Source organism: Amycolatopsis sp. NPDC021455, assembly GCF_040640995.1.
Taxonomy (GTDB): domain Bacteria; phylum Actinomycetota; class Actinomycetes; order Mycobacteriales; family Pseudonocardiaceae; genus Amycolatopsis.
Window position 1 is genome coordinate 499,808 of the sequence record NZ_JBFACT010000001.1, and the last position, 26,249, is coordinate 526,056.

The following is a 26,249-nucleotide window of genomic DNA, read 5'->3' on the forward strand; positions in this document are numbered from 1 at the left end:
GACTCAGACGAAGAAGAGCTCCGAGACGAGGATCCCGACCAGCACCGCCGCGAGGATCGCGGCCACGGTGACCAGCGCCTTCTTCGACACCGGCAGGTTCCACGACTCGGCGGGCCGGGCCGGGGCCGCGGGCGGCGGCGCATACTGCGTTGCTTGGTACGGCGGAGTCGCCTGCGGCGGCGCCACCGGCTGCATCCGCTGGGTCTCCTCGGCCGAGGAGTAGCCGGGTGGGGCGACCGGGATCTGCTGCTGGAACTGCGGGCCCGACGGCGGAACCGGCGGCCCCGCGGCGGCCAGCCCCGGGTTGAACGGCGGCGCCGGCGGGGGCGGGGGTGGCGGCAGCCCGGGCGCGGTCGGCGGGATGAACGCCGTTTCGCGGCCCTCGGTGATCGCCTTCAGCGAACGGACGGTGTCCGCCATCGTCGGCCGGGTCGTCGGGTCCGCGCGCAGCATCTTGCGCAGCGCCTCGGTGAGGACACCCGCGTTCTGCGGCGGGCGCTCGGACGACTGGCCGTCGTCCCCGAACGGCGGCACGCCCTCCACCGAGGTGTAGAGCGTCGCGCCGAGGGAGAAGACGTCCGCGGCCGGCGTGCCGGGCAGCCCGCGCGCGACCTCAGGGGCCACGTACGCCGGGCTCGGGCCGCCGCCGCTGATGCCGATGTCGGTGAGCTTCACGCCGCCGTCGTCGGCCAGGAGCACCGTGCCCGGCTCGAGGGTGCGGTGCACGAAGCCGGCCGCGTGGATCGCGGCGAGGGCGTTCCCGAGCTGGATGCCCAGCTGCGCCGCCTGGTCGGGGGTGAGCCTGCCGTGCTCGGCGAGGAACGTCGCCATGCTGCGCGACGGGATGTACTCCATCACCAGCCAGACGTCCTGGCCGTCCGGCAGCACGTCGAAGACCTTGATCGCGCACGGGTGCTCGATCCGCGCCGCGTCCTTGCCCTCCTGCATGGCGGCCGCGCGTGCCTGCTCGGCGCGCTCCCCGGCCCCGACCGGCAGGTACATCCGCTTCATCGCGACCGTGCGGAACAGCCGCGTGTCGAACGCCAGCCAGACGATGCCCGCGCGGCCGCGGCCGATCGGCTGGTCCAGCCGGAACCGGCCGCCGACGATGGTGCCTTCAGAACTCAAGACGTACCTCGGGGCATCAGGGGTTGGTCCCACCCGTGGTGGTCGGTGTTGTGGTGGGAGTCTCGGAGGTCGGCGGGGGCGCTTCGGAAGTCGACGTCGTCGCCTTCGTGCTGGGCTTGGTGGGCGTCGTCGTGTTTTCCGTGCTCCGCGGTGTGGTCGTCTTCTTCGGCGTCGTGGTCGGCTGGTCGGTCGTCGTCGGCAGGTCCACCGTGCTGGTGGGCAGATCCGTCGTCGTCGGGAGCGTCTCCGACGTCGCGGCGGGCGACGGCTTGCTGCTCGACACCGGCGCCGCCGGCGCCTCCGGGTTGTTCGGGCTCAGCAGCCAGACGACCAGCGCGACCAGGCCCACGACGACGATGCCGCCGAGGATTGCCGGGCGCTTCCACGCGCCGGGCTTCTCGTCGTCCTCGTCGGCCGGGCCGGTCTGCGGGCGCTGCCGGGGCGGAGGCGGCGGGGCGGGCTCGTCGTCGTAATCGTCGTAGTCGTCGTACTGGTCCGCGTACGGGCCCTGCTCGTGCGGCGGCACCGGGACGGCGCGGGTCGCCGCCAGGCCGGGCGGCACGCCCCCGTGCTGGTTGTCCGCCGGGTAGCGGTCGTACCGGTCGTAGTCGTCCTCCGGGTAGCCGGTGGCTTCCGGGTAGTCGTCCTCGTCGTAGTACGGCACGGCCTGGGTCGGGGCCGCGTCGCCGAGCAGCGTGCCCGAGTGGCCGGCCGGGATCTCGTCGAACATCTGGGTCGCGTTCGGGTCGGCGACCGCCGCGGCACCGAGGACGCCGGCCGACGGCGCCAGCATGGTGTCCTCCGCCGGGCCGCCGAGCGGCGTCTCTCCACGGGCGACGGCGGCGAGGAGCTCTTCGCACTCCTCGGCGGTCGGCCGGTGCTCGATGTCCGGGTGCAGCAGCACGGCCAGCACGCTGGCCAGCGGCCCGGACTGGCGCGGCGGGTTGATCTGCCCGGCCGCGACCGCGTGCAGCAGGCTGAGCGTGTTCTCGGACAGCCCGAACGGCGGCTGGCCCTCACACGCGGCGTACAGCGTCGAGCCGAGGGAGAAGACGTCGGACTCGGGCCCGGGCTCGCCGCCGATCGCGACCTCGGGGGCCAGGTAGGCGGGCGTGCCGGCGATCATCCCGGTCTTGGTGACCGTGACGTCGTCCTTGGCCCGCGAGATGCCGAAGTCGGTGATCTTCACGACACCGTTGCCGCCGAGCAGGATGTTGCCCGGCTTGATGTCGCGGTGCACGATGCCGACCGCGTGCGCCTCGCGCAGCGCCGCGGCGACCTGGGCGCCGATGCGCGCCACCTCGGTCGGCGGCAGCGTGCGGCGTTCCTGCAGCACGGTGGCCAGGCTGGTGGAGTTCAGGTACTCCATGATCAGGCAGGGCTGGCCGTTGTCGTCGGTGACGACGTCGAAGACCGAGATCGCGTTCGGGTGGTGCAGCCGGGCCGCGATCCGGCCCTCGCGCATCGTCCGCTGCCGGGCGTCCTCTTTGTCGTGCTCGTCCAGGTGCGGCTGGAGCAGGAGCTGCTTGATGGCGACGGTGCGGCCCAGGACCTCGTCGTGCGCCTGCCACACGGCACCCATCGCGCCCGTGCCGATCCGGCCGACGATGCGATATCGACCGGCGACCAGACGACCCTCGTCGCTCACGCGACCTCCCTTTGGGCTCCGACTTCACCAGGGCGTGAGGATAGGTGCCTGGTGACGCGGCCACGCGTACGCCGCTTCGCTGGAGCGTATGCACGTGTCGTGGGCTGCGTGCCGGTTTTTCCGAGACCGGCCCGTGACAAGGCTAGGCGCTCACTCTGCGCACACGAATCCGGTACGGGCACTTGAACCACGGGTGAAGGGATGATCGCCGAGGGCTACATGTACTGGGCCGAGACGAGCTCGGCTTCGGTGATCAACCCGCCGGTGTCGGCGACGCGGAACAGCTGGGTGACGCGCACCAGCGCGCCGTCCGGCCGGTGCAGCGTGGCGACCGCGAGGATCGAGCCGTCCGGGTTGATCTGCGTGTCGGCCTCTTGGACGTCGATGGCGTCCATCGCGCTCCAGGTGCGGACCAGCTCACCGGCCGCGCCGCCGGCCAAGGCCGGGCTCAGCAGCGCCAGCGCGCCCGCCGAATCCCGCGCGACGGCGGCGTAGAAGTCCTTGACCGCCTGGATCTTCCGGCTCGCGCTGCGCGCGTCGGCCGCCTTGTCCGGCACGGCCTCGGCCGGGTCCGGCGCCGTGTGCGCCTGCGGACGGTCCGGGGCCGGCGTCGTGGCCGGCGTGCTGCTCTGGGTGTGCGGCGTCACGGGCTCGTGCTGCTCCGGCGAGCCGCCGCCGGCCTGGTGCTGCGGCACGGCGAGGCCGCCGAGCTCCGCGGCTCCGGTGAAGCCGGCGGGCGTGGACTGGCCGCTCGGAGCGGCGGCGCGGTGCGAGCTGGTCAGCATCGGCGCGGCGATCACCGCACCGGCGACGAGCGCGCCGGCGGTGACGAGCCCGGCCAGCTTGGCGCGGCGGGACCCCTTGCTCTCCGGCTCGCCGTCGTCCTCGGCCTGCTCCGGCTCGCGGACCGGCTCGGGCCGCGGCGGCAGGAACTTCTGCGGGTCGCGGAAGACCTGCTCGAGATAGTCGCGGTCGGCGTCGCCGACGCCGTCGAGAATCTCGGCCGGGATGACGTCCTCGACGCGGACGGCGTGGGCTGATTCCCGCCGTGTGCGCTGCCGATCAAGCACGAAAGTCCTCGCTCTGGGGTTCCGGGGACGGCCACTCGGCCGTTCGGCCGGATGTCCGTTGGTCCGGTTGGCCGGTTCGTGGCCGGTTCCGGATCCGCTGTCGTCAGGTAACCCTGTGCGGACGGCGACCACCAGGCTCTGTCGCCGGAATGCCGTCGCGATACGACGAGCGGCAGCTTATGTCACCCACCCGGACCAGGCATAACCGCTCGGCGCATCGCACGTGCATCAGAACGGGCAAACCGCACGTGCAGGACCGGCTACTGACCGTCAGCGGTGATCTTGTCGCCGTCGCCGAAGGTCAGCGTGCGCACTTCGGTCGTCTTGGTCCCGTCGGTGTGGGTCACCTCGAGGGTGTTCACCGTGACCCCGCGCTGCTGGTCGATGCTGATCTTCTTGACCTCGAAGTACGCGATGCCGGCGTACCGCTGGGCGAGGGCCCGCGGTCCCTGGTCGTGGAGCTCGCCGGTGGTCACCGACGAAGCCGCGCCCGGGTCGGTCGTGACGGTGTTGAAGAACTTCTCCGAGTTGTCCCCCATGGTCTGGGCGTCCGGCGGGAAGGAGTACCACCACGGCGGCTTGACCGGGGTTTCCCGCTGGGCGGGCGTGACCGGCGGCTTCTGCGGGAGGGCGCTGGGCGCGGCCGCGTCGGTCGTCGCCGCCGGCCCGGCCGCGCTGTCGTCGCCGCTGTCGGGCGGGGGCACCACGCCGTCGACCGGCCCGGCCCCACCGCCGCCGCTGGTCTTCCCGGCGGCGTTCGCCGGCCGGGCCGCGGTTTCCGGCCCCGCCGCGGACCCGCCTTCGGTGGGGGAATGGTGCTCGCCGGTCGGGTCGGCGATCGCCGGCGCGCCCTGGTAGCCGGGCCACGCGCCCTGTACGGCCTGGTCCATCGGCGGCTTGCCGACCAGGAACGACCCGGCGCACAGCAGCCCGACGACCACGGCGCCGGACGCGCCGGTGGCGAACCAGGCCGCCTTCCGCCACGTCTTCGGCGGCGTCACCGACGCGGGCACCGAACCGATGGTGAAGCCGCCCAGCCCGTCGATCGCCGGGGCCGGGTAGATGCGGACGTCCTCGTCGTCGAGGTCCGTGCGGCGCGGGGGCGGCGTGGCCAGCGTGACGCGGGTGCGGCGGGCCGCCTGGTCGGCGTGGGACTCGGTGAGCGGCGCTTCGGGGCCGTCGTCCTCGAAGCCGTCGTCCTCGAAGCCGTCGGCCTCGAGGTCGTCGGTCTCGGGGTCGTTTTCGAAGCCGTTGTCGAAGTCGGTTTCGAAGTCGCCGAGCGGGAGGCTGCCGCGCACGGCCGGGAACAGCGGCGGCGCGGGCCGCCGGTCACGGGGCTGCGGCAGCGACGGCTGGGGGAGCGGGAGCGAGCCCGACACCGGCGGGTCGGCCGGCGGGGGGCCGCCCGCGCGGTGCCGCACGGGACGGTGCTGCGGCAGCGGGGGTGTCCAGCTCTCCGCGCCGCCGCGCCGGTGCCGTCCGGGATGCGCGGGCGCCGCGGCGCGTCCGGGGAACTCCGTGCCATTGCTCATGCCGGCTCGACCATCCGGCCCCGGGGTCCTGACGCCGTCCGGACCGGGAACGACCCGATCGGAGCATCCTCACGCGCGGAATACTGTTCGGAATCCTGCGCAAATGCACGCGCACGCGACAGCGGACGCGCGGGGCCGGTGCCCCCGCGCGTCCTCAGGCGGGCATCACCCGACCCAGACGCAAGGGTCCTCACGGCGTCAACAGTAAGAGCATCCGCCGGGGAAAGTCGCCCCCAAACCTGCAAGTTGCAGCGGTTTCACTCGGTCGGGCGCGACCGAACGGGCGAACGCGGGCGCCGCGAGGTTTCACGCAGCGGCATCGGCGCAGTTCAGCGCCCTCAACCGCCCGTACGGTAACGGTCGCGTGTGGACTGCAGCGCCTTCGTCGCCACGGCACCGCTACCGGCCGCGACGATGATCGCCACGATGTCGAGCCCGGTTCCCCCGGCCGTGAGCAACCAGGCGAACAGGGAGGCCGCGGTGGTACCGCCGGCAATGGCCCACCGGCTGCGGACGTACTGCGCGACCGGGGCGCCCCCGGCACGCTTACCCGCGGCGTTGTTCAGCAACGCCAGATACCCCACATGGCCCAGCGCGGCCAGCACGCTCGCGAGCGCGACGATGACGGCGATGAGGTTCACGAGCCAGTCCATGTCCCCAGTCTGCCCGCAGCCGGGCCCCGGGTGCCTCGGGGAAGTCCCCGAATTCCCGCGACCGTTACCGGCCGAGCCGCCCGCGGCCGAGGTTCAGCAGCGCCATCGCCAGCTGACGGCCTTCCGGGCCGAGCTCGCGGTAGCGCGCGAGCACGTCCATCTCCCGGTTGTAGACGATGCGCGTGCCGCCGGCGGCCATCCGCGCGGCGCCGATCGTCTTGGACACCTCGACCCGGCGTTTCACCAGCCGGAGGATCTCCTTGTCCAGCCAGTCGATCTCCTGCCGGAGCGACGCGATGTCGTCACCGGCGGGGGTGTGCTCGGCGGGCTGGCCGTCGGCGTTGGTCGTTTGCGCGTTCATCGGGATCTTCTCCTCGAATCGCGGACCCGGCCCCAGGGACGGCGAAAGCCCCGGGTCCGTGGACTCCGGGGCTGACGTGATGGCGGTTCGGGCACTACGCGATCACGGGAGCCGGAGTCCGGATCCCGTAAAAAAATCGTCCCGCGTGGTGCCGCACACGATCAGTATGGCACAGCGGCGCGGGTGCCCTCCCGGAACGAACGCGCCCGGGCGTGGACCACGAGGCTCACGGCGAGCCAGAACAGCGGGAACGCCGGCCAGAAGAACCCCGCGCCCAGCACCGCCCAGCGGACGATCACCAGCACGGCGATCGCGACCGCCACGGCGAGGTGGACGCGTAGCGCGGGATGCCGCCGCAGGGCTTCGCGGGTGAGCGGGAAACCGGGCCGCGGCGGCGCGGGCCGTGGCAGATCGGCGGTGAGCGCCGTCAGCTCGTCGGTGAACCGGGCGGCGTAGACGTGGGTGAGGCGCTCTTCGACCTCGTCGAGGGTGAGCCGGCCTTCGGAACCGGCGGTCTGGACAACGGTGGCGACGCGTTCGCGGTCGGCGTCGGCGGCCCGGACGCGGGCGGGGTGGGTGTCTTCCATGTCCGCCGATGCTCCGCGCGCTCGCCGCGCCGCGCGTCGGGTGCCAGGCGACACCTTCCGCTACGCCCGGCGCGGTATTCCAGGGTTCCGGCCAAGTCGTGTCACGCTGCGAGGCGCAGCGCGCCTGAGCTGCGCGGGGCGGTGGGGGAGGTCTGGGTGGTGTGCCAGTCATGCCTCAGCGTTGCCGTTCACGAGGGGGAGGCAGCTGAAGCGACTTTGCCGGAACCCTGGTGCGGTACCCGGGGCGCCGCAGGCCTTCGGAAGTCCATGAGGGCGCCCCATGGACTTCCCGGCCACGAGGGCGCCCCTCATGACCGGCCGGGCCGCGGGACCGATGACTGTGCCGGGTCCCGGCCCGCCCGGGGTAGCGTGGACGCCACGATGGACACCCTCTTCGATCTCCCCGCCGCGAACCCTGTGCGCAAGCCCGCCGCCGGCGGGCAGGCCGAGCTGCTCGACGACCTCAACCCCGCCCAGCGCGAAGCCGTCACCCACGCCGGTGGGCCGCTGCTGGTGGTGGCGGGCGCGGGATCGGGCAAGACCCGGGTGCTGACCCGCCGGATCGCCTACCTGCTCGGGCAACGCCGGGTGCACCCCGGCGAAATCATGGCGATCACGTTCACCAACAAGGCCGCCGCCGAGATGCGCGAGCGCGTCGCCGCGCTCGTCGGCCGCCGGGCGAACGCGATGTGGGTGTCGACGTTCCACTCGATGTGCGTCCGGATCCTGCGCCGCGAAGCCAAAACACTCGACATGTCGTCGAGCTTCTCCATCTACGACTCCGACGACACCAAGCGGCTGATCACGTTGGTGGCGCGGGACCTCGACATCGACCCGAAGCGCTACGCCGCCCGCACGCTCGCCGTGCACATCTCGAACCTGAAGAACGAGCTCACCGACCCGGAGACCGCGGCGGCGAACGCGGGCAACGACCTCGAGCGCCGCGTCGCCGAGGTCTACGGCGAGTACCAGCGGCGGCTCAACCAGGCCAACGCCTTCGACTTCGACGACCTGATCATGCGGACGGTCTCGCTGCTGCAGGCGTTCCCGGACGTCGCCGAGTACTACCGGCGGCGCTTCCGCCACGTGCTGGTCGACGAGTACCAGGACACGAACCACGCGCAGTACACGCTGGTCCGCGAGCTGGCCGGGACCGCGCCGAACGAGGCGGGCGTCGAGCCGGCCGAGCTGGTCGTCGTGGGTGACGCGGACCAGTCGATCTACGCCTTCCGCGGCGCGACGATCCGCAACATCGAGGAGTTCGAGCGGGACTTCCCGAACGCGCACACCATCCTGCTGGAGCAGAACTACCGCTCCACGCAGACGATCCTGTCCGCGGCCAACGCCGTCATCGAGCGGAACCCGAACCGGCGGGCGAAGCGGCTGTGGACCGACTCGGGCGACGGCGAGAAGATCGTCGGCTACGTCGCGGACAACGACCACGACGAAGCCGCGTTCGTCGCGGGCGAGATCGACGCGCTGGCGGAGAAGGGCGAAGCCGACTACTCCGACGTCGCCGTCTTCTACCGCACCAACAACCAGTCCCGTGTCTTCGAAGAGATCTTCATCCGGCTCGGCCTGCCGTACAAGGTCGTCGGCGGTGTGCGGTTCTACGAGCGCCGCGAGGTCCGCGACATGATCGCGTACCTGCGCGTGCTGGCGAACCCGGAGGACACGGTCAGCCTGCGGCGCGTGCTGAACGTGCCGAAGCGGGGCATCGGCGACCGCGCGGAAGCCGTCGTCGCGACGCACGCCGAGCGCGAGCGGATTTCGTTCGCGCAGGCGCTGCGGGACGCCGTCGAAGGCAAGGTGCCGCTGCTGAACCCGCGCTCGGTCAAGGCGATCGGCGGGTTCGTGGCGCTGCTGGACGAGCTGGGTGACCTGGTGTCCGGCGGCGCCGAGGTGCACGACGTCCTCGAAGCGGTGCTGGAGAAGACCGGCTACCGCGTCGAGCTCGAGGAATCCGAAGACCCGCAGGACCACACGCGCGTGGAGAACCTGGACGAGCTCGTCACCGTGGCGCGCGAGTTCACCGAGATCACCGCCGAGGTCGTCGCGGACGAGAACGCCGAGCTGGTCGTGGAGGAGGGCGTCCCGGCGCCGGGCTCGCTGCCGGCGTTCCTCGAGCGCGTCTCGCTGGTGGCGGACGCCGACTCGGTGCCCTCGCCCGACGGCGGCGAGGAAGGCGACGGCGGCGCGGGCGTGGTCACGCTGATGACCGTGCACACCGCGAAGGGCCTGGAATACCCGGTGGTGTTCTGCACCGGCTGGGAGGACGGCGTCTTCCCGCACATGCGCGCGCTGGGCGACCCGACGGAGCTGGCCGAGGAACGGCGTCTGGCGTACGTCGCGATCACGCGGGCCAGGAAGCGCCTGTACGTCTCGCGGGCGATCACGCGCTCGGCGTGGGGCCAGCCGTCGATGAACCCGGCTTCCCGGTTCCTCGACGAGCTGCCGGCGGACCTCGTCGACTGGCGGCGGCTGGAGCCGTCCAGCAGCGGCTTCGGCTCCTTCGGCTCCGGCTCGCGGGGGACGCCGCGGGCGGCGACCACCTGGGGCGGCCGCCGGTCGTCTTCGCCGTCTTCTTCGGGCACGCCGTCGTTCGGCAAGGGCTGGAAGGACACGGTGGCGCTGAAGCTGGACGTCGGCGACCGCGTCAGCCACGACAAGTACGGCCTGGGCACGGTGATCTCCTGCGACGGCGTCGGCCCGCGCGCGACGGCGACGATCGACTTCGGCGCGGCCGGCAAGGTCCGCCTGATGCTCATCGGCAGTGTGCCGATGGTGAAGCTCTAGCCCCACTCGGACGGGTGAATCCGGCGGCGATCCCCGCGATCGCCGCCGGAATCGTCGTACCCACCCGCTACAACTGATCCCGTAATCGAACACGAGTTCGACGAGGGGGTAGTGCGGTGTGGACGCGGTGCTGTTTGGGCTTCTGGCCGAAGGGGTACAGAAATACCTGCGAGGAGTCCTGGAGACGACGGTTCCGGATCGGGGTCGGGAGCCTTCGGGGGCTTCAGGAACTGCTTCGCGTGCGGGAGCGGAGGCGTGCCGGCTGGCCGCCGCCTGGCGAGCGCTGCTCAGGCAGCACGAGCTCGGTGCGGACGGGCAATGCGTCACCTGCTGGCGCTGTACCTGTCGGCGCTGTGTCACCTGCGGCCGGGGACGCCGCTGGACGACCAGAGTCCGGAGTGCCGCGCGTGTCCGCTCCGCGGGGGGCGCAGGGGGAGCTGCGCCTTGGGCCCGGTTGCCGGTGCAGCGGCCCGCCGGGCTGTGCCCGGTGTGGCAGATCGCGGTGGCCTACTTCATTCGCCGGTTGCCGGGCGGGCAACGGTAGGCGATTGCGGGCGCTGAGGGGCCCGTGGACGGTTTTTCCCGGCCTGGGAGTGGTCCTGGCCGTCCGGGAAGTCTTGGCTCGCCTCGGAGGCGTTTTCGCCGCGTGCCGTTTCCAGGTGTTGTCCTGGCCCACGTCTTGGTGGCGCTCCGGCGGCCGACCGTGGGGTGCGGTGCCGGCCGGAGCGGGTGTTCGCGCGGCCGAGGAGCGGCTTCGGTCCTCGGCGGCGAATCATGGCTCTACGGCCGGGTTTCCTGCGGTGGTGCGGAAGTCTGACGCTTCCGGGTGGGGAACGAACGGCAGGTTTTCAGGCGACAGGTTTTCAGACGACGATGCCGCGGGCGGCCAGCCAGGGCCGCGGGTCGATCTTCTTGGTGCCGTTCTGCCAGACCTCGAAGTGCAGGTGCGGGCCGGTGCTCTGACCACGGTTGCCGATCTCGGCGATCTGCTGGCCGCACTTGACCTTCTGCCCCTCCTTGACGGAGAAGCTGTTCATGTGGCCGTAGACCTGGATGGTGCCGTCGTCGAGCTGGATCCGGACCCACAGGCCGAAACCGCTGGCCGGGCCGGCCTCGATCACGGTGCCGTCGGAGGCGGCGTAGATCGGGGTGCCGATCGAGTTGGCGATGTCGATGCCGAGGTGGCTCGTGCCCCACCGGGCACCGAAGCCCGAGGTGAAGGTGCCGTGCGCGGGCAGGCAGGTCTTGGGGCGGGAGGCTTCTTCGGCGGCCTTCTTGGCGGCGTCGGCTTCGCGCTGCTCGCGGGCCTGCGTGATCGAGGCGCTGTCGGCGAGCTTCGCGGCCTCGGCGGAGGCGTCGACGGTGTGGCCGGTGGGCAGGAGCTCCGGGGCACCCCCGGAGCCCGCACCTCCCGCGGTCAGCGAAGCGCTGGCGTCCTGGCTGTTGGCCAGGGGGGTGACGGCGGTGTCGGAATCGGTGACCGTCTTGAGAGTCGAGCCCGCAGCGGCGGCGGCGAACGCACCAGCCGCGACAGCGGCAACCACGACACGGCCGCGAAGGGCCGAAGAGGGCGGGGCGATGCGGTGCGCACCCCGGACACGGACGACCGCGCCTTCGAGCGCGTCCTTCAGTGCCGGGGAAGGAGCTTGGCCGCCGGGGGAGCGGTGTGAAGCCAAGACAGGGCCTTCCATCGTCGGGGAGCCGGGTCGAGGACTGCGGGCGGGGGAACCCGGTGAGCGGACCTCGGGGGTGGTTCGCTCGGCGTCCTACTTCGTGACCTGACTGTAATGGGGACCCCGGGACAGTAACGAAGGGGTACCGCTGTCGGCAAGACGTGCCTCCCGCGTCGGCCGTTCGGGTGGCGTTCACGAAACGCTCACCTGTGGGAATCACCCAAAGTTAGAGGGGGTTTACTGCGTTCGATGTGACGTCGCTTACAGGCGAAAGGGGGTGGCGAAGCCGCCGGAAAGGCCTCCGAGGCCATCACGGCCCGGAATAACGGTTTGCGAAAGGACGTTGAGCGCCTTTCGACGACTCGCACCCCCGGCGACGGCTCTCGCCCGCCCGGACTTGCTAGCGTCGCGGGCAATATGCCCCCACGCGCAGAGCCCCCCACCGGCAGCACCCCGCACGACCCCGCGGCCGAAGACCCCACCGGCGAGCGGCCGGATCCGGACGCGACCAAGCCGGCGGGAAATGCGCTTGCCGACGCGACCGAGGACACGCGGGGTTCGGTCGAGCCACCGCGGCCGGACAGCGCCGGAAGCGCGGAAGCCGGCGCCGATCGGGGGTCCGGCAACCCTGCCGGTCCCACCCCGCGATCCGCCGCGACCCGCCGAACCGCGCCGAACTCGGCCTGGACCGCCGAGGACACCGACAACACCAGCCCCTCGCCCCTCCTGACCGCGGCTCTCGGGCTCACCGCGCTCGGTGCGGTCGCGCTCGCCGTCGCCGGGATGGTCCCCGTCTCGCCCTCGGCCGCTCCCGGGTTCGCCGCCTGGCCGTGGCTGGCCGTGCTCGCGCTCGTCCCCGCGGGCGCCGCCGTCTGGGCCACCGTCACCAAACACCCCCGGCTCGCCGGCGGGATCGTCCTCGGCCTCGCCGCCCTGGCGCCCGGTCGGCTGGTGCTCGACCTGCAGTTCGTCGTCAACGGGCCGCTCACCATCCGGCCCGAGCTGTACCTGCCCGACCGGTTCCTCGGCGGCTCCGCCGTCGGCGCCGGGTTCTGGCTGCTCGTCGCCGGGCACCTCCTCACCTGCGCCGCCGGGGTGCTCGCCTGGCGGGCGCACCGGAGCCACGAGGAACCCGAACGCCGCCGCTGGCGCCTGCTCGCGCCGCTGCTCGCCGTCGTCGCCGGGGTCGGGCTGCTGACCGCTCCCGTCCACTCCGACAACGGCTTCCTCCTCGCCCGCGCGGCCTTCGAAGGACCCTGGCCCGCTCTCGGCGGCTACCTCCTGCTCGCCGCCGCGTTGCCGCTCGCCTCCGCGCTCGCCCTCGCCGCCCCGTCCGAAAGCACCGCGCGCGGGGCGCTCGCCGGGCTGACCGCCGGTGCCTTCGCCGTCGCCTCACCCCCGGTGCTGGCCGGTCTCCACCGCTCCGACCTGCACGTCACCTGGGGACCCGTCCTCGCGCTCGGAGCCACCGCGGTCATCGGCGGCCTCGCGTTCGCCCCGCTCACCGAAAAGACCGAAAAGAACGCCGAAACCGACATCGCCGGAGCCGCGAAGCTGCCCGGGCTCTTCTGGTGGCGGCTCACCACCGGGCTGCTGGGCCTGGTCACCGCGATCGCCGCCGTCGTCGGCAGTGTCGCGCCGCAGGTCGCCGTCACCGCGCTGAACCCCGGCGCCACCACCCCGGTCAGCGCCGCCGCCGCGAGCCCCGCGCGCTGGTTCCTGCTCACCGCCGCGCTCGTGCTCGCCGTGCTCGCCGCCGGCACGCTGGTCCCGAAGACCGCACCCGGCGCGCGGCCGCTGCTCGGGCTCGCCTGGGCCGGGATCGTCCTGGCCGGGACGGCCGTCCTCAACACCGCGCTGACCGCCACCCAGGCCGGCAACCTCGCCGGCTTCGGGGGAACCGGCACCGCCCCGGCCTTCACCTACGACCTCGGCGCCGGCGCGGCCTGGACGTTCGCCGCGCTCGTGCTCGCCGCTCTCACCGCGCTCGCCGCCGCCGGGACCGGCGTCGTCGAACGCGAGGACACCGGCGACGCCGCCGAGCCGGACAAGAACGTGCTCACCCCCGTCGTGGCCGGCGGGGTGCTCGCGGTCGCCGCGTTCGGGTTGCCCGTCTTCAGCGTTCCCGGCTACGTCGCGCCGGGCCTCTGGTCGAACTTCGACACCCCGTCGTGGGGCCTGCTGACCGCTGCCGCGGTCGTCGTCGGCGCCGCCCTGCTGGCGCTGCGGTCCCGGCCGAAGCCGGCGGCGGCCCTGCTGTCCGGCGGCGCCCTGCTCGTCGCGCTGCACGCCGCGGAGCTGCCGCTGGTCGGCGGCGCGCTCGGCGACGCGAGCCCGTCGACCGGGTTCTGGGTCGCCCTCGCGGCCGTGGCCGCATTGCTCGTCGCGGCGGGTATGTCGGCCGCCGGCGGACGTCGTGAGCCGTGAGCGCCCCCGGGTGCTCCTCGTCGAGTTCACCCGGCCCGACCCGGCGGCCGTCGCGCTGGGGCGCGTCCTGCGCGACGACGGCGTCGAGGTCATCCACGCCGGCCCCCTCGACACCGCCGAGCAGATCCTCCGCACCGCCGAACAAGAGGACCCGGACGCGGTCGTCGTCCTCGGCGCCGAGCCGCCGGACCTGCCCGGTCTCCGGGTCATGACAGACCCGGAAGAAGCCGTGAAATGGCTGCGCGGTGGGCGGTCTCACACCGCCGGCGCACCGTCTGACCGCGTACGGTGACCGACTTCACCAGGTGCGGAGTCCCCTGCGTCTGCGCAGGTCGCTAACCTCGACTGGTCCGACAGCGCGGTCCGGCAACGGACCACCACAGTGGCGTGTCGTCAGGAGACTGGAGTAGTGGACCTCTACGAGTACCAGGCGAGGGATCTCTTCGCCGCCCACGGAGTACCGGTTCTGCCGGGCTCGGTGGCTAGCAACCCCGAAGAAGCCAAGACCGCCGCGGAGCAGATCGGCACCCAGGTCGTCGTCAAGGCGCAGGTGAAGGTCGGCGGGCGTGGCAAGGCGGGCGGCGTCAAGCTGGCCCAGACGCCGGACGAGGCGAAGGAGAAGGCGGAAGCCATCCTCGGCCTCGACATCAAGGGCCACATCACGCGCCGCGTGCTCGTGGCGGAAGCCTCGGACATCGCGTCCGAGTACTACTTCTCCTTCCTGCTGGACCGCGCGAACCGCACGTTCCTCGCGATGGCGTCCTCCGAGGGCGGCATGGAGATCGAGCAGCTCGCCGTCGAGCGCCCCGAAGCGCTCGCGAAGATCCCCGTCGACGCGATCGCCGGCGTGGACAAGGCGAAGGCGCTCGAGATCCTCAAGGCCGGCAACTTCCCGGCCGAGATCATCGACGAGGCCGCCGACGTCGTCGTGAAGCTCTGGGAGACCTTCGTCTCCGAGGACGCCACCCTGGTCGAGGTCAACCCGCTGGTCCGCGACCCGCAGGACAAGATCATCGCCCTCGACGGCAAGGTCACCCTCGACGAGAACGCCTCCTTCCGCCAGCCGGGCCACGAGGCCCTGGTGGACAAGGAAGCCGAGAACCCCCTCGAAGCCAAGGCCAAGGCCAAGGACCTCAACTACGTCAAGCTCGACGGCGAGGTCGGCATCATCGGCAACGGCGCCGGGCTGGTCATGTCCACTTTGGACGTCGTGGCGTACGCGGGCGAGAAGCACGGCGGCGTGAAGCCGGCCAACTTCCTCGACATCGGCGGCGGCGCCTCGGCCGAGGTCATGGCGGCCGGGCTGGACGTCATCCTCAACGACACCGACGTGAAGAGCGTGTTCGTCAACGTCTTCGGCGGCATCACCGCCTGCGACGCGGTGGCGAACGGCATCGTCGAGGCCCTGAAGATCCTGGGCGACGAGGCCAGCAAGCCGCTGGTCGTCCGCCTGGACGGCAACAACGTCGTCGAAGGCCGGAAGATCCTGGCCGACGCGAACCACCCGCTGGTCACCGTGGTGGACACAATGGACAACGCGGCCGACAAGGCTGCCGAGCTCGCCGCGGCAGGTGCGTGAGATGTCGATCTTCCTCAACGAGAACAGCAAGGTCATCGTCCAGGGCCTCACCGGCTCCGAGGGCATGAAGCACGCCACCAAGATGCTGAAGTCCGGCACGAACATCGTGGGCGGCGTCAACGCCCGCAAGGCCGGCCAGACCGTCACCATCGAGGGCAAGGACCTCACCGTGTTCGGCACGGTCGAGGAGGCCATCAAGGAGACCGGCGCCGACGTCTCGGTCATCTTCGTGCCGCCGAAGTTCGCCAAGGACGCGGTCATCGAGGCCATCGACGCCGAGATCCCGCTCGCCGTGGTGATCACCGAGGGCATCCCGGTGCACGACTCGGCCTACTTCTGGGCCCACGCCGTCGCGAAGGGCAACAAGACCCGGATCATCGGCCCGAACTGCCCCGGCGTGATCAGCCCCGGCAAGTCGAACGCCGGCATCATCCCGGCCGACATCACCGGCCCCGGCAACATCGGCCTCGTGTCGAAGTCCGGCACGCTGACCTACCAGATGATGTACGAGCTGCGGGACATCGGCTTCTCGACCGCGGTCGGCATCGGCGGTGACCCCATCATCGGCACCACGCACATCGACGCCCTCGAGGCGTTCGAGGCCGACCCCGAGACCAAGGTCATCGTGATGATCGGCGAGATCGGCGGCGACGCCGAAGAGCGCGCCGCGGCCTACATCAAGGAGAACGTGACCAAGCCGGTCGTCGGCTACGTCGCGGGCTTCACCGCGCCCGAGGGCAAGACCATGGGCCACGCGGGCGCCATCGTGTCGGGCTCCTCCGGCACGGCCGCCGCGAAGAAGGAGGCCCTCGAGGCCGCCGGCGTCAAGGTCGGCAAGACCCCGAGCGAGACCGCCGTGCTCGCGCGTGAGCTGTACAACAGCCTCGGCTGACCACAGCGCGTAACCGCAGGTAGAGCCGGGCACCGACGAGGTGCCCGGCTCTTCCGCGTTTCGGGGTGAAACCAGCCGAGGTATTCACGCGTCTGGTGGGCTGGTGGCGTTCGAGTGCGCTAGCGTTCTGCGCACACAAGCCGCCTCGTCTTCCTCGGGCGCCCGCGCGTCCGAAGTGCCGGTCGAACCGACAGGAGTGCATCCGATGACCTTCCCCAGCGGCGGGCCTGGCTACCCCCAGCAGGGTGGCGGCCAGCAGCCCCCCGGACCGCCGTCCAGTGGCTTCCCGGCCCAGCAGCCGCCGCACTCGCACCAGGCGCCCTCGGGTGGCGGTGCCGCGGGCTTGCCGCAGAACCTGCCGCTGCTGCTCGCCCTGGTCGTCGCCGTCTTCGCCGTCGTGCAGTACTTCCTCGGCTTCTCCGACAACGGCGACGTCGGCATCGGCGGGACGTTCCTGCTGGGTGGTGGCCTGCTCGCCGCGATGCACGCGCTGCCGAAGGGCCCGAAGACGCTGCCGTTCGCGGCCCTGTTCAGCGTCCTCGGCGCGCTCGAGGTCCTGGACTCGCTGGTCGGGATGCAGACTTCGCCCGGCATCGTCACCGTCATCCTGATCCTGGGGATCCTGCAGATGATCGTCGCGGTCGGCGCGCTGCTGATCGAGCACGACGTCATCAAGCCGCCGGCGCCGAAGCCCGCCGCGCCGTCCTACGGCGGCCAGCACGGCCAGCCCGGTCAGCAGCAGTACGGCCAGCCCGGCCAGCAGTTCGGCCAGCCGGGTCACGGCCCGGGGCCGGTCGCCTCGGCCGGGGAGCCGTCGGCGCCGTTCTCGCAGGGCCAGTACGGTTCGCCGAACCCGCCGTCGACCACGCCGCCGCCGGGGCCGCAGGCCACGTTGTACGCCCCGCAGCAGGGGCAGTTCTTCCAGCAGCCGCCGCCGGAGAACCCGGGCACCCCGCCCGGCGGAACCCACCAGCAGGGCTGACGCTTTCTCACCGGAACACCCGCTGTGACCCTCCGTGGCACGGCGGGTGTTCCGCACTCCGGGGGTTACCCGACCGGGTGGGTTAGCTTTCCCACGTTCCCGCGCGGCGGCGAGCCTCACCCGGACGGACCAGCCCGGATGTCAGGGTGCGGATCATGGAAGTGCTCACCGACGACCCCCGCCCACCGGGTGACGTCGTGGGCGGCGCCGGGCTCTCCCGGGCGGCCCGGGTGCGGGTGCTGCTCGCCGCCGCCCTGGGCCCGCTGGTCACCGGCTACGCCGCCGTCGCGACGGTGCTGGCCCTGGTCGCCCTGACCGCCGAACGCACCGTCTTCTCCGCGACCGGGGTGCTGCTGGCCGCCGGCCCCGGCTGGCTCGCCACCCTCCAGGTGCGCCTCGGTCTCGGCGGCCACCCGCTCGGCGTGCTGCCGCTGCTGCCGACGCTCGGCGCGTTCGCCCTGGCCGCGCGGACGGTGTCCGGCGCCACCCAGCGGCTCGGCTGCCGGGCGTTCCGCGAAGCGCTGCCCGTCCTCGGCACGGTCTCCGCCGCGCACGCGGTGTTCGGGCTGGTCATCGCCGTGGCGGCGCAAGGCTCGCCGGTGACGGCGAACCCCCTGGCCGCGTTCGTCGTGCCGGGGCTGCTCGCCGTGGCCGCCTCGGTCGCCGGGATCACCTGGTCGTGCGGGCTGCCGGACGTCGTCGCCGAACGTCTCGACCCGCTCGCCGTGCGCGGGCTGCGGGCCGGTGCGCTGGGGCTCGCGGTGCTGCTGGCCTGCGGTGCCGCCGTGTTCACCGTCGCGACCGCCGTGTCGTGGGCGACGGTGTCCGACATCTACGAGCCCGCCTTCGGCACCAGCTTCGGGCTTTTCCTGCTCTCCGTGCTGTACCTGCCGAACGCCGTGACGGCCACGCTGTCCTTCGTCACCGGGCCCGGGTTCTCGGTCGGCTCGGTGAACGTCGGCATGTTCGGCTACCGCGGCGGCCCCGTGCCCGGCGTCCCGGTGCTCGGCGGCTTGCCCGACCACCACGCCGCGTGGTGGCCCGCGCTGCTGGTGCTGCCCGCGGCGGCCGGCGCGCTGGTCGGCTGGTCGCTGCGCAAGGCCGACGCCGATCCGGCCCAGCGCATCCGCGCGGTCGCGGTGGCCGGTGCGGTCGTCGCGCTCGGCTGCGTCGTGCTCGGCACGCTGTCCGGCGGACGGCTCGGGGACGGCCCGTTCGACCCGGTGAGCGTCCCGGTCGGCGTCGCTTCGGTCGTCGCCTTCTGCTGGATCGTCATCCCGGGCTCCTTCGTCGCGTTCTTCGCCGGCGAGCACGAGCCGCCCGCGCCACCGGAAGCACTCGAGGACAACCAGGCTTTCGAAGACGCCGAAGAGGTCGACGCCGAAGAAGCGTCCGAAGCGGTCGAGGAACTCGAAGCGTCCGAAGAGGACGAAGAAGCCGAAGCCTCCGACGAAGACGCCGAGTTCGAAGCCGAGGCCGACGCCGAACTCGGCCTCGAAGACCCGGAGCTTTCACGTGAAAGCTCCGCCCCCGAGCCCGGCGAGGCTGTGACCGGAGGCACCGAGACCTGCGGCGACGTCGAGCCGGACGAGGCCGACCGTTAGGGTTGACGCGACCTGGTGAAGCGCCGTGCGCCCGGCTGCGCACCGCCCGCGGCAAGGAGCCCGCTCTGTCTCAACGGTTGGAGCTGCCCACCCCGGTGAAGCTCGTCGTGCTCGCGTCGGGCTCCGGCACCCTCCTGCAGGCGGTGCTGGACGCCACCGGGCGGTCCGGTTTCCCGGCCAAGGTCGTCGCCGTCGGCGCCGACCGCACCGGCATCGAAGCCCTGACCCGCGCCGAGCGCCTGAGCATCCCGTCGTTCACCGTCCGCGTCGCCGACCACCCCGACCGCGCGGCCTGGGACAAGGCGCTGACCGAGGCGGTCGCGGCGTACCGGCCCGACCTGGTCGTCTCCGCGGGGTTCATGAAGATCCTCGGCGAGCAGTTCCTCGGCCGGTTCACGGTGATCAACACGCACCCGGCGCTGCTCCCGTCCTTCCCCGGGATGCACGCGGTCCGCGACGCGCTCGAAGCCGGCGTCAAGGTCACCGGCTCGACCGTGCACTTCGCGGACGCCGGGGTCGACACCGGGCCGATCATCGCCCAGGAGGCGGTCGTCGTGGAGAGCGACGACGACGAAGACGTCCTGCACGAACGGATCAAGGCCGTCGAACGCAGGCTGCTGGTGGAAACGATCGAGCGACTCGGCCGCGGTGGCTGCACCGTGGACGGACGAAAGGTGACATTTCGTGAGCACTGACCTGGGACGGCGCCCGGTCCGCCGGGCGCTGATCGGCGTCTCGGACAAGGCGGGCCTCCTGGACCTCGCGACCGGCCTGCACGCGGCCGGCGTCGAGATCGTCTCCACCGGCGGCACGGCGAAGGTCATCGCCGACGCCGGTGTCCCGGTCACGCCGGTCGAGCAGGTCACCGGCTTCCCGGAGTCGCTGGACGGCCGCGTCAAGACGCTCCACCCGCGCGTGCACGCCGGGCTGCTGGCCGACCAGGGCAACCCCGACCACGTCGAGCAGCTGCGCAAGCTGGAGATCGCGGCGTTCGACCTGCTCGTGGTCAACCTCTACCCGTTCGCGCAGACCGTCGCCTCCGGCGCGAGCCCCGAGGACTGCGTCGAGAACATCGACATCGGCGGCCCGGCCATGGTCCGCGCGGCGGCGAAGAACCACGGCAGCGTCGCGGTCGTCGTCGACCCGGCCCGCTACGGCTGGGTGCTCGAGCGCGTCGCGGACGGCGGCTTCGACTTCGAGGACCGCAAGCGCCTCGCCGCGCAGGCGTACGCGCACACGGCGGCGTATGACACGGCTGTCGCGTCGTGGTTCGCGAGCGCGTACGCGCCCGCGGATGACGCCGGCTTCCCGGACTTCCTCGGCGCCACCTGGGAACGCGCCGACGTCTTGCGCTACGGCGAGAACCCGCACCAGAAGGCCGCGCTCTACAAGAGCGACCGGCCCGGCCTGGCGCACGCCGAGCAGCTGCACGGCAAGGCCATGTCCTACAACAACTACGTCGACACCGACGCCGCGCGCCGCGCCGCGTACGACTTCGACGAGCCCGCTGTCGCGATCATCAAGCACGCCAACCCGTGCGGTCTCGCGATCGGCGTCGACGTCGCCGAAGCGCACCGCAAGGCGCACGCGTGCGACCCGGTTTCGGCCTACGGCGGCGTCATCGCGACGAACCGGCCGGTCAGCCGCGAGGCCGCCGAGCAGATCGCCGAGGTCTTCACCGAGGTCGTCCTGGCGCCGGACTTCGACGCCGAAGCGCTGGAAATCCTGCAGCGCAGGAAGAACATCCGCCTGCTGAAGCTGCCCGCGGCCCCGGCGTCGCCGATCGAGTTCCGCCCGATCTCCGGTGGCGTCCTGCTGCAGACTGCGGACGCGATCGACGCCTCCGGTGACGACCCGGCGAACTGGACGCTGGCCACCGGCGCCCCGGCCGACGAGCAGACCCTGCGCGACCTCGAGTTCGCGTGGCGCTCCCTGCGCGCGGTCAAGTCGAACGCGATCCTGCTGGCCACCGGCGGCGCGACGGTCGGCGTCGGCATGGGCCAGGTCAACCGCGTCGACTCGTCGCGGCTGGCGGTCTCCCGGGCGGGTGACCGGGCCAAGGGCTCGGTCGGCGCGTCGGACGCGTTCTTCCCGTTCCCGGACGGCCTGGAGGTGCTGACCGAGGCGGGCGTGCGCGCGATCGTGCAGCCCGGCGGCTCGGTCCACGACCCCGAGGTCATCGCGGCGGCGGAAAAGGCGGGCGTCAGCATGTACCTGACGGGGACACGCCACTTCGCGCACTGACCCCGCGCTTCGAGAGGGAGGGCTCGATGCAGCAACCGCCGTACGGCCAAGGTCAGCAGGGGTACCCGGGCTATCCGCAGCAGCCCGGGTACCCACCGCAGCAGGGTTATCCGCAACAGCCGGGGTATCCGCCGCCGGGCTACCCACCACCCGGCTACGGCGCGCCTGTGCAGCCGCCGAAGAAGAAGCGCACCGGGCTGATCCTCGGCATCGTCGGCGGCGTCGTCGTGCTGCTCGGCGCGGGCATCCCGCTGGGGATTTTCGCGAGCGACTACTTCGCGAGCACCGGCGCGCAGCCGTCGTCGTCGCCGGTGCCCGCCGAGTGCCAGGTTCCGGCGCAGGTGCTGGAGAAGGCCGGCTTCCCGAGCTACGCCGGCAGCAGTCCGGTCTCGACGTCCGGCGACCTGCCGGGGCTGAAGCAGATCGGCTGCGGGTTCAAGCCGGGGCCCGACGAGAACGTCCGCGACGCCACTCTGAGCGTCCGGATCGTCGAGTACTCCGGAGAAGACGCGCTGCGGCAGGCCAAGGACAACTTCATGCCGACGAAGCCGGAGGTGGCGCCGACCGAGGTGCGCGGCCTCGGCGACAAGGCGGCGCTGGTCCACCTGGTCACGAAGAGCGCGTTCAGCGGCGCCGAGCTGCACGTGCTCAAGGGGACGAACGTCGTCACGGTCGAAGTGAACGGCTGGGACAAGGGGTTCTTCTCGAACTCGCCGATCCCGCAGCAGGAGTCGGACGACGCCGTGAAGGCGGTCGCCGCCGAGGTCGTCAAGAAGCTGCCGCGTTAAGCCGGCGCGGGCAGCGCTTTGCAGAGCACGGCCGGGAACTTCGGTTCGGCCGCCTGGATCTCGGCGCACCCGGCCGACTTGACCTGCGCGAACGCCGTCCAGCCGCCGTCGCTCCAGCGGAAGACGGAACGGGACGGCGGTTCGGTCTGGCGCATCAGCAGGTCGAGGACCAGCCAGCCGGGGTCGCAGACGCGGGTGGTGCCCGTGCTTTCGGCGCCCACGGCGGACACCGCGGCGCCGATCCACGCGGGGTCGCAGTGGTCGGCGGGCGGGGCGCAGGGGCCCTGGGGGGTGCAGTGGCCCCAGCCGGCGCCGAGCTTGTGCCAGGCGTTCGCGGCGTCGGCGTTGAGGATCACGGTCCGGTCCGCGACCGGGTCCGACGTGCTCAGCCGCAGCTCCGCGGGCACCTTGTCCTGGCAGCCGCCCGCGGCGGGCCGGGTCGAGTAGACGACGTCGGCGCGGATGTCGGTCTTCGCCTCCACGAGCTGCTCGATGCGCGGCTCCCGGACGCAGCCGGGGTCCTTGCCGGGCAGGGCGATCTGCACGAAGAGGCTGTTCGGGTCCGGGCCGGGACGGATCCCGGTGACGTCGGCGCGGAACGAGCGCCACTCGGCGCCCATGGTCGTCGGCGGCGGGGCGGCGGCCGTGGCGCCGGGCACGCCACCGCCGGCGGTCAGCACGACGGTGAGCACCGCGCCCGCCGCGACGAGGGCGCCGGCGATCCACAAGATCGGCCGGCTCCGCTGTTCGGTCATCGTCACCCCCAAGTCCACGGGGCAATCTAGCCGACGCCGCAGCGTCAGCCGGGCGGCCCGGATTTCTCGCGCAGCGTGACGTCCTTCTCCAGGTGCACCGCGCCGCGGATGTGGCCGCCGGTTCCGGGAGCGGGCGTGAGCCGGTAGCCGGCCCGCTGGTACAGCGCGATGTTGCGGGCGCTGCGGGAGCCGGTGAACAGGGTGAACCGGCGGGCTTCGGCCGGTGCCTGCGCTTCGGCGTGCGCGAGCAGCCGCCGCCCCAGCCCGCGTCCGGCGAGATCGGGCGCGACCATCAGCCTGCCGAGCTCCCAGCTGTCACCGGCCGGCCGGGCACGCACCGCGCCGACGAGCCGGTGGCCGTCCCGCAGGACCCACACCGACCACGTCTTCACCCAGTCGCGCACGTCCTCGAGCGTTTCGTGCAGCGCGGGAACGTCGAGGGTGTCGTTGAGGACGGCCTCCTCGACCCAGCAACAGCGTTGCAGGACCAGCAGTTCCGGGCAGTCGCCGGGGCAGGCTTCGGTGAGCTCCACGCGGGTGTGTCTAACGACCGGCCCGGCCGGCGGCAACTTCATTACGGTGACGGGGGCCGGCTTGCTGCGGTACGCCCAGCCGGGGCGATTCCAGCAGCCCCGGGGGCACGAGGCGGGCGCATCGCGGCGGCGTTCCGGGCCGCATGCCCCACTACCGGGTGACTTGACACTCCGGGCCGTTCACGGTTGACTGTTCCTTGTCGAACACGTGTTCGACAAGGAACCGCCGCCTTCCCCGCGGCGAACCAGCGCCGTCGGTCGCGTTTTTGGGAGAGGCTCGACCGCCGGCCTAGTCCGCGGTGGGGAGGTGCGTGCGGTGACCGCTGTGATGGCCGGTGTGATGGCCGCTGTGGCAGAGCCGCCGGTGGCCCGGCTGGCGGCCCTGCCCGGGGTCAGCACGGCGAGCCGGGTGGCGGCCCAGGCCGAGCGGGCCCGGGCGACGGGACGGGTGCTCCCGGTCGCCCCGGCGCTGGCCGGGCTGTTGCCCGACGGCGGGCTCCGGCGCGGGAGCACGGTGGCGGTGCACGGGGGGACGTCACTGCTGCTCGCGCTGCTCGCTCAAGCCACCGCCGCGGGGACGGGTGCGGGGTCGGCGGCGGGTGCGGGTGCGGGTGCTGGATCCTGGGCGGCCGTGGTCGGCATGCCGTCGCTGGGGCTGGCGGCGGCTGCCGAGTACGGCGTGGACCTCGCCAGGGTGGCGCTGGTGCCGCGGCCGGGGGCGGAGCTCCCGGCGGTGGTCGCGGCGTTGCTCGACGGCGTGGACCTGGTGGCGGTCCACTCGGAGACGGTCTCGGCGACGGTGGCGCGGCGGCTTTCGGCACGGGCCCGTCACCGCGGCGCGGTGCTGCTGGCGTTCGGGGCGTGGCCGGGCGCGGACGTCGAGCTGTCCTGCCGCCGCGAGTCCTGGTCGGGTATCGGGAGCTGTCCCGAAGGCGGCTGTTCCGAAGATGGCCCTCCCCAAGGCGACTGTTCCCAAGACCGCTGTTCCCTAGGCGCCTGTCAGCAGGGCGGCTGTCAGCAGGGCGGCTATGGCCACCTCCGCGAGCGCCGGGCACTCGTCCGGGCCCGCGGCCGCGGCGCGGCGGCCCGCCCGGTCTCGGCGGAGCTCTGCCTGCCCGGTGCGGGCGGCGAGGTAACCCTCGCGGTCCCGAGCGTCCAGCTCCGCGTGGAGGCCACGGCATGACGCCCACCTCCCCAGCTCTCCACCGAGGCCGGTTCACGACGAGCCGACCGTCCAGGTACGTGAGCCGACCCTCCAGGTACGTGAGTCGACCGTCCAGGTACGCGAGCCGACCCTCCGGGTACGCGAGCCGACCGTTCGTGCGCGGCCGCAGCCCGCTCCGTCACCACAGCACCGGCTGTGTTCGTGGCCGGCTTGGGGAGGCCACATGACCGTCCCGGCTCAACGCGGCGCCTCCGAGACCCCCACCCGAATGCTGGTCCTGTGGTGCCCGGACTGGCCTGTGGTCGCCGCCGCGGCCGTCGGTGGGGTTCCCGCCACGCAGCCCGCTGCCGTCTTCAGCGCCAACCGCGTTGTCGCTTCGAACGCCGTCGCGCGGCGGAGTGGTGTCCGGCGGGGGATGCGGCGGCGGGAGGCACAGTCGAACTGTCCGGAACTGGCCGTCTTCGGCGCGGACGACGGCCGGGACGCGCGGCTGTTCGAGACCGTCGCGCGGGCCGTCGAGGCGCTCGTCGTCGGCGTCGAGGTCGTCCGGCCGGGCCTGGTGGCCGTGCCGGTCGCGGGCGCCGCGGGTTACTTCGGTGGTGAACACGCGCTCGTCGAGCGGCTCGTCGACGAGGTGTCCGCCGCGGCCGGCGTCGAGAGCCAGGCGGGCGTCGCCGAGGGGCTGTTCGCCGCGACGCTCGCCGCCCGGCGGGGTGCGTTCGTCGAACCCGGGTGCGTTGCCGAGTTCCTCGCGCCGTTGCCCGTCACCGAGCTCGACCAGCCCGGCGCCGACCGCGCGGAGCTGGTCGACCTGTTGCGCCGCCTCGGGTTGAAGACGCTCGGCGCGTTCGCCGCCCTCTCGGAGCGCGACGTCGCCAACCGGTTCGGCGCGGCCGGGGTGCTCGCCCACCGGCTGGCACGTGGCCGCTCCGAACGGCCGCCGCTGCGTCGCCGCCCGCCGCCCGAGCTGGCCCTGGCCGAGGAGTTCGACCCGGTCGTGGAGCGGGTCGACGTCGCGGCGTTCCTCGCCAAGGGCCTCGCGACGCGGTTTTGCGCCGGTCTCGCCGGGCACGGCCTGGCCTGCACCCGGTTGGGCATCTACGCGGTCACGGAAGAAGGAGAACACCTCGGCCGGGTGTGGCGGTGCGCGGAACCGCTGACCCCGGCGGGCGTCGCCGACCGCGTGCGCTGGCAGTTCGAAGGCTGGCTGCGCGCCGCGCCGGGGCAGCGCCCGACGTCCGGCGTGGCGCGGCTGCGGCTGGAGCCCGAGGAGCTGGTCGAAGGCCGGTCGCTGCAGCTCGACCTGTGGCGGAACGGCGGTTCCGACGAAGCCGACGAGCGCGCGGCGCGCGCGTTCGCCCGGGTCCAGGGCCTGCTCGGGCCCGAAGGAGTGGTGACACCGGTGCTCGACGGCGGCCGCGACCCGGCGAGCCGCGTCCGGCTGGTGACCTGGGGCGACCCGCGCGAGCGGACGACGCCCCCGGAAGCGACCTGGCCGGGACGGCTGCCGGCCCCCTCCCCGGCGACGGTCCTCGACCGGCCGGTGCCCGCCCAGGTCTTCGACGCCGAGGGCCGGACCGTCGGCATCACCGGCCGCGACCAGGTCACGGCGGCCCCGCACCGGCTGAGCATCGCCGGCGGGCCGCACCGGGACATCGTCGCGTGGGCGGGCCCCTGGCCGACGGCAGCCGACCGACGGCACCCGGGCCCCCGGCGGGCCCGGCTGCAGCTGGTGCTGGCGGCCGAGGGAGACGAGCCGCCCGAGGCGGTCCTCGCGTACTGCGCGGGCACGGAAAATCCACTGTGGACGGTCGAGGGAGTGTACGACTGAG

General features: G+C 72.8%; 22 protein-coding genes. 12 read left to right on the plus strand and 10 right to left on the minus strand.

Features of this window, described 5'->3' with window-relative positions; genetic code table 11:
* Positions 1-3: 3 nt before the first annotated feature.
* From AB0G28_RS02690 to AB0G28_RS02720, 7 genes are all read right to left on the minus strand, one after another.
* Complete coding sequence (locus tag AB0G28_RS02690; protein ID WP_361082211.1) at positions 4-1,128, minus strand: serine/threonine-protein kinase; 1,125 nt, start codon at positions 1,126-1,128, stop codon at positions 4-6.
* Between the two features lie 16 nt (positions 1,129-1,144).
* Positions 1,145-2,776 carry a serine/threonine-protein kinase gene (locus tag AB0G28_RS02695; protein WP_361082213.1) on the minus strand — a complete coding sequence of 544 codons (1,632 nt, stop codon included), beginning with the start codon at positions 2,774-2,776 and terminating at the stop codon, positions 1,145-1,147.
* A gap of 215 nt (positions 2,777-2,991) precedes the next feature.
* Positions 2,992-3,846, minus strand: coding sequence for a hypothetical protein (locus AB0G28_RS02700; RefSeq protein ID WP_361082214.1), 855 nt, complete (start codon positions 3,844-3,846; stop codon positions 2,992-2,994).
* Positions 3,847-4,106: 260 nt separating this feature from the next.
* Positions 4,107-5,378: a hypothetical protein gene (locus tag AB0G28_RS02705; protein WP_361082215.1), complete on the minus strand. Its 1,272-nt coding sequence runs from the start codon at positions 5,376-5,378 to the stop codon at positions 4,107-4,109.
* 338 nt (positions 5,379-5,716) lie between these two features.
* Positions 5,717-6,031, minus strand: coding sequence for a hypothetical protein (locus tag AB0G28_RS02710; protein WP_361082216.1), 315 nt, complete (start codon positions 6,029-6,031; stop codon positions 5,717-5,719).
* Positions 6,032-6,095: 64 nt separating this feature from the next.
* On the minus strand, positions 6,096-6,392 hold the full coding sequence (locus AB0G28_RS02715; protein WP_361082218.1) for a chorismate mutase: 297 nt from the start codon (positions 6,390-6,392) through the stop codon (positions 6,096-6,098).
* 161 nt (positions 6,393-6,553) lie between these two features.
* Positions 6,554-6,979 (minus strand): DUF1707 domain-containing protein, encoded by a 426-nt coding sequence (locus AB0G28_RS02720; protein WP_361082220.1) that lies wholly within the window; start codon positions 6,977-6,979, stop codon positions 6,554-6,556.
* Between the two features lie 381 nt (positions 6,980-7,360).
* Here AB0G28_RS02720 and pcrA point away from each other — a divergent pair, with 381 nt between their 5' ends.
* The gene (gene pcrA, locus AB0G28_RS02725) at positions 7,361-9,775 is read left to right on the plus strand and encodes a DNA helicase PcrA (protein WP_361082222.1); all 2,415 of its coding nucleotides are present in this window, start codon (positions 7,361-7,363) and stop codon (positions 9,773-9,775) included.
* 863 nt (positions 9,776-10,638) lie between these two features.
* Here pcrA and AB0G28_RS02730 read toward each other — a convergent pair.
* Positions 10,639-11,319 carry a M23 family metallopeptidase gene (locus AB0G28_RS02730; protein WP_361082224.1) on the minus strand — a complete coding sequence of 227 codons (681 nt, stop codon included), beginning with the start codon at positions 11,317-11,319 and terminating at the stop codon, positions 10,639-10,641.
* Between the two features lie 546 nt (positions 11,320-11,865).
* On the opposite strand from AB0G28_RS02730, the gene AB0G28_RS02735 reads away from it, so the two are divergent.
* The 9 genes from AB0G28_RS02735 to AB0G28_RS02775 all read left to right on the plus strand — a co-directional run bounded on the left by AB0G28_RS02735 (position 11,866) and on the right by AB0G28_RS02775 (position 21,964).
* Positions 11,866-13,875: a hypothetical protein gene (locus AB0G28_RS02735; protein WP_361082225.1), complete on the plus strand. Its 2,010-nt coding sequence runs from the start codon at positions 11,866-11,868 to the stop codon at positions 13,873-13,875.
* Entirely contained in the window at positions 13,865-14,167 is a 303-nt protein-coding gene (locus AB0G28_RS02740) for a hypothetical protein (protein WP_361082227.1), read from the plus strand. Before AB0G28_RS02735 ends, AB0G28_RS02740 begins: the two co-directional genes overlap by 11 nt.
* 117 nt (positions 14,168-14,284) lie before the next feature.
* Positions 14,285-15,454, plus strand: coding sequence for an ADP-forming succinate--CoA ligase subunit beta (gene sucC / locus AB0G28_RS02745; RefSeq protein ID WP_361082228.1), 1,170 nt, complete (start codon positions 14,285-14,287; stop codon positions 15,452-15,454).
* Between the two features lies 1 nt (position 15,455).
* The gene (gene sucD / locus AB0G28_RS02750) at positions 15,456-16,346 is read left to right on the plus strand and encodes a succinate--CoA ligase subunit alpha (protein ID WP_361082230.1); all 891 of its coding nucleotides are present in this window, start codon (positions 15,456-15,458) and stop codon (positions 16,344-16,346) included.
* 205 nt (positions 16,347-16,551) lie between these two features.
* Positions 16,552-17,328, plus strand: coding sequence for a DUF5336 domain-containing protein (locus tag AB0G28_RS02755; RefSeq protein WP_361082231.1), 777 nt, complete (start codon positions 16,552-16,554; stop codon positions 17,326-17,328).
* Positions 17,329-17,474: 146 nt separating this feature from the next.
* Complete coding sequence (locus tag AB0G28_RS02760; RefSeq protein ID WP_361082233.1) at positions 17,475-18,932, plus strand: DUF6350 family protein; 1,458 nt, start codon at positions 17,475-17,477, stop codon at positions 18,930-18,932.
* A gap of 77 nt (positions 18,933-19,009) precedes the next feature.
* The gene (purN, locus tag AB0G28_RS02765; RefSeq protein ID WP_361082235.1) at positions 19,010-19,627 is read left to right on the plus strand and encodes a phosphoribosylglycinamide formyltransferase; all 618 of its coding nucleotides are present in this window, start codon (positions 19,010-19,012) and stop codon (positions 19,625-19,627) included.
* Entirely contained in the window at positions 19,617-21,176 is a 1,560-nt protein-coding gene (purH, locus tag AB0G28_RS02770; RefSeq protein WP_361082237.1) for a bifunctional phosphoribosylaminoimidazolecarboxamide formyltransferase/IMP cyclohydrolase, read from the plus strand. Before purN ends, purH begins: the two co-directional genes overlap by 11 nt.
* Positions 21,177-21,202: 26 nt before the next feature.
* A complete protein-coding gene (locus tag AB0G28_RS02775; protein WP_361082239.1) occupies positions 21,203-21,964 on the plus strand; it encodes a hypothetical protein in 762 nt (253 codons plus the stop codon).
* Here AB0G28_RS02775 and AB0G28_RS02780 read toward each other — a convergent pair.
* The gene (locus AB0G28_RS02780) at positions 21,961-22,719 is read right to left on the minus strand and encodes a hypothetical protein (RefSeq protein WP_361082241.1); all 759 of its coding nucleotides are present in this window, start codon (positions 22,717-22,719) and stop codon (positions 21,961-21,963) included. The genes AB0G28_RS02775 and AB0G28_RS02780 overlap by 4 nt on opposite strands.
* Positions 22,720-22,763: 44 nt before the next feature.
* Positions 22,764-23,252, minus strand: a complete 489-nt coding sequence (locus AB0G28_RS02785; RefSeq protein ID WP_361082243.1) for a GNAT family N-acetyltransferase — start codon at positions 23,250-23,252, stop codon at positions 22,764-22,766.
* 340 nt (positions 23,253-23,592) lie between these two features.
* On the opposite strand from AB0G28_RS02785, the gene AB0G28_RS02790 reads away from it, so the two are divergent.
* The gene (locus AB0G28_RS02790; protein ID WP_361082370.1) at positions 23,593-24,435 is read left to right on the plus strand and encodes a hypothetical protein; all 843 of its coding nucleotides are present in this window, start codon (positions 23,593-23,595) and stop codon (positions 24,433-24,435) included.
* Between the two features lie 250 nt (positions 24,436-24,685).
* Positions 24,686-26,248, plus strand: a complete 1,563-nt coding sequence (locus AB0G28_RS02795; protein ID WP_361082371.1) for a DNA polymerase Y family protein — start codon at positions 24,686-24,688, stop codon at positions 26,246-26,248.
* The last annotated feature ends 1 nt before the right edge of the window (position 26,249 follow it).

Coding starts and splice junctions, on each gene's coding strand:
- AB0G28_RS02705 (WP_361082215.1), bottom strand. CDS start 5,378: ATGAGCAATGGCACGGAGTTCCCCGGACGCGCCGCGGCGCCCGCGCAT.
- AB0G28_RS02710 (WP_361082216.1), bottom strand. CDS start 6,031: ATGGACTGGCTCGTGAACCTCATCGCCGTCATCGTCGCGCTCGCGAGC.
- AB0G28_RS02715 (WP_361082218.1), bottom strand. CDS start 6,392: ATGAACGCGCAAACGACCAACGCCGACGGCCAGCCCGCCGAGCACACC.
- AB0G28_RS02720 (WP_361082220.1), bottom strand. CDS start 6,979: ATGGAAGACACCCACCCCGCCCGCGTCCGGGCCGCCGACGCCGACCGC.
- pcrA (WP_361082222.1), top strand. CDS start 7,361: ATGGACACCCTCTTCGATCTCCCCGCCGCGAACCCTGTGCGCAAGCCC.
- AB0G28_RS02735 (WP_361082225.1), top strand. CDS start 11,866: ATGCCCCCACGCGCAGAGCCCCCCACCGGCAGCACCCCGCACGACCCC.
- sucD (WP_361082230.1), top strand. CDS start 15,456: ATGTCGATCTTCCTCAACGAGAACAGCAAGGTCATCGTCCAGGGCCTC.
- AB0G28_RS02755 (WP_361082231.1), top strand. CDS start 16,552: ATGACCTTCCCCAGCGGCGGGCCTGGCTACCCCCAGCAGGGTGGCGGC.
- AB0G28_RS02775 (WP_361082239.1), top strand. CDS start 21,203: ATGCAGCAACCGCCGTACGGCCAAGGTCAGCAGGGGTACCCGGGCTAT.
- AB0G28_RS02780 (WP_361082241.1), bottom strand. CDS start 22,719: ATGACCGAACAGCGGAGCCGGCCGATCTTGTGGATCGCCGGCGCCCTC.
- AB0G28_RS02790 (WP_361082370.1), top strand. CDS start 23,593: ATGGCCGCTGTGGCAGAGCCGCCGGTGGCCCGGCTGGCGGCCCTGCCC.
- AB0G28_RS02795 (WP_361082371.1), top strand. CDS start 24,686: ATGCTGGTCCTGTGGTGCCCGGACTGGCCTGTGGTCGCCGCCGCGGCC.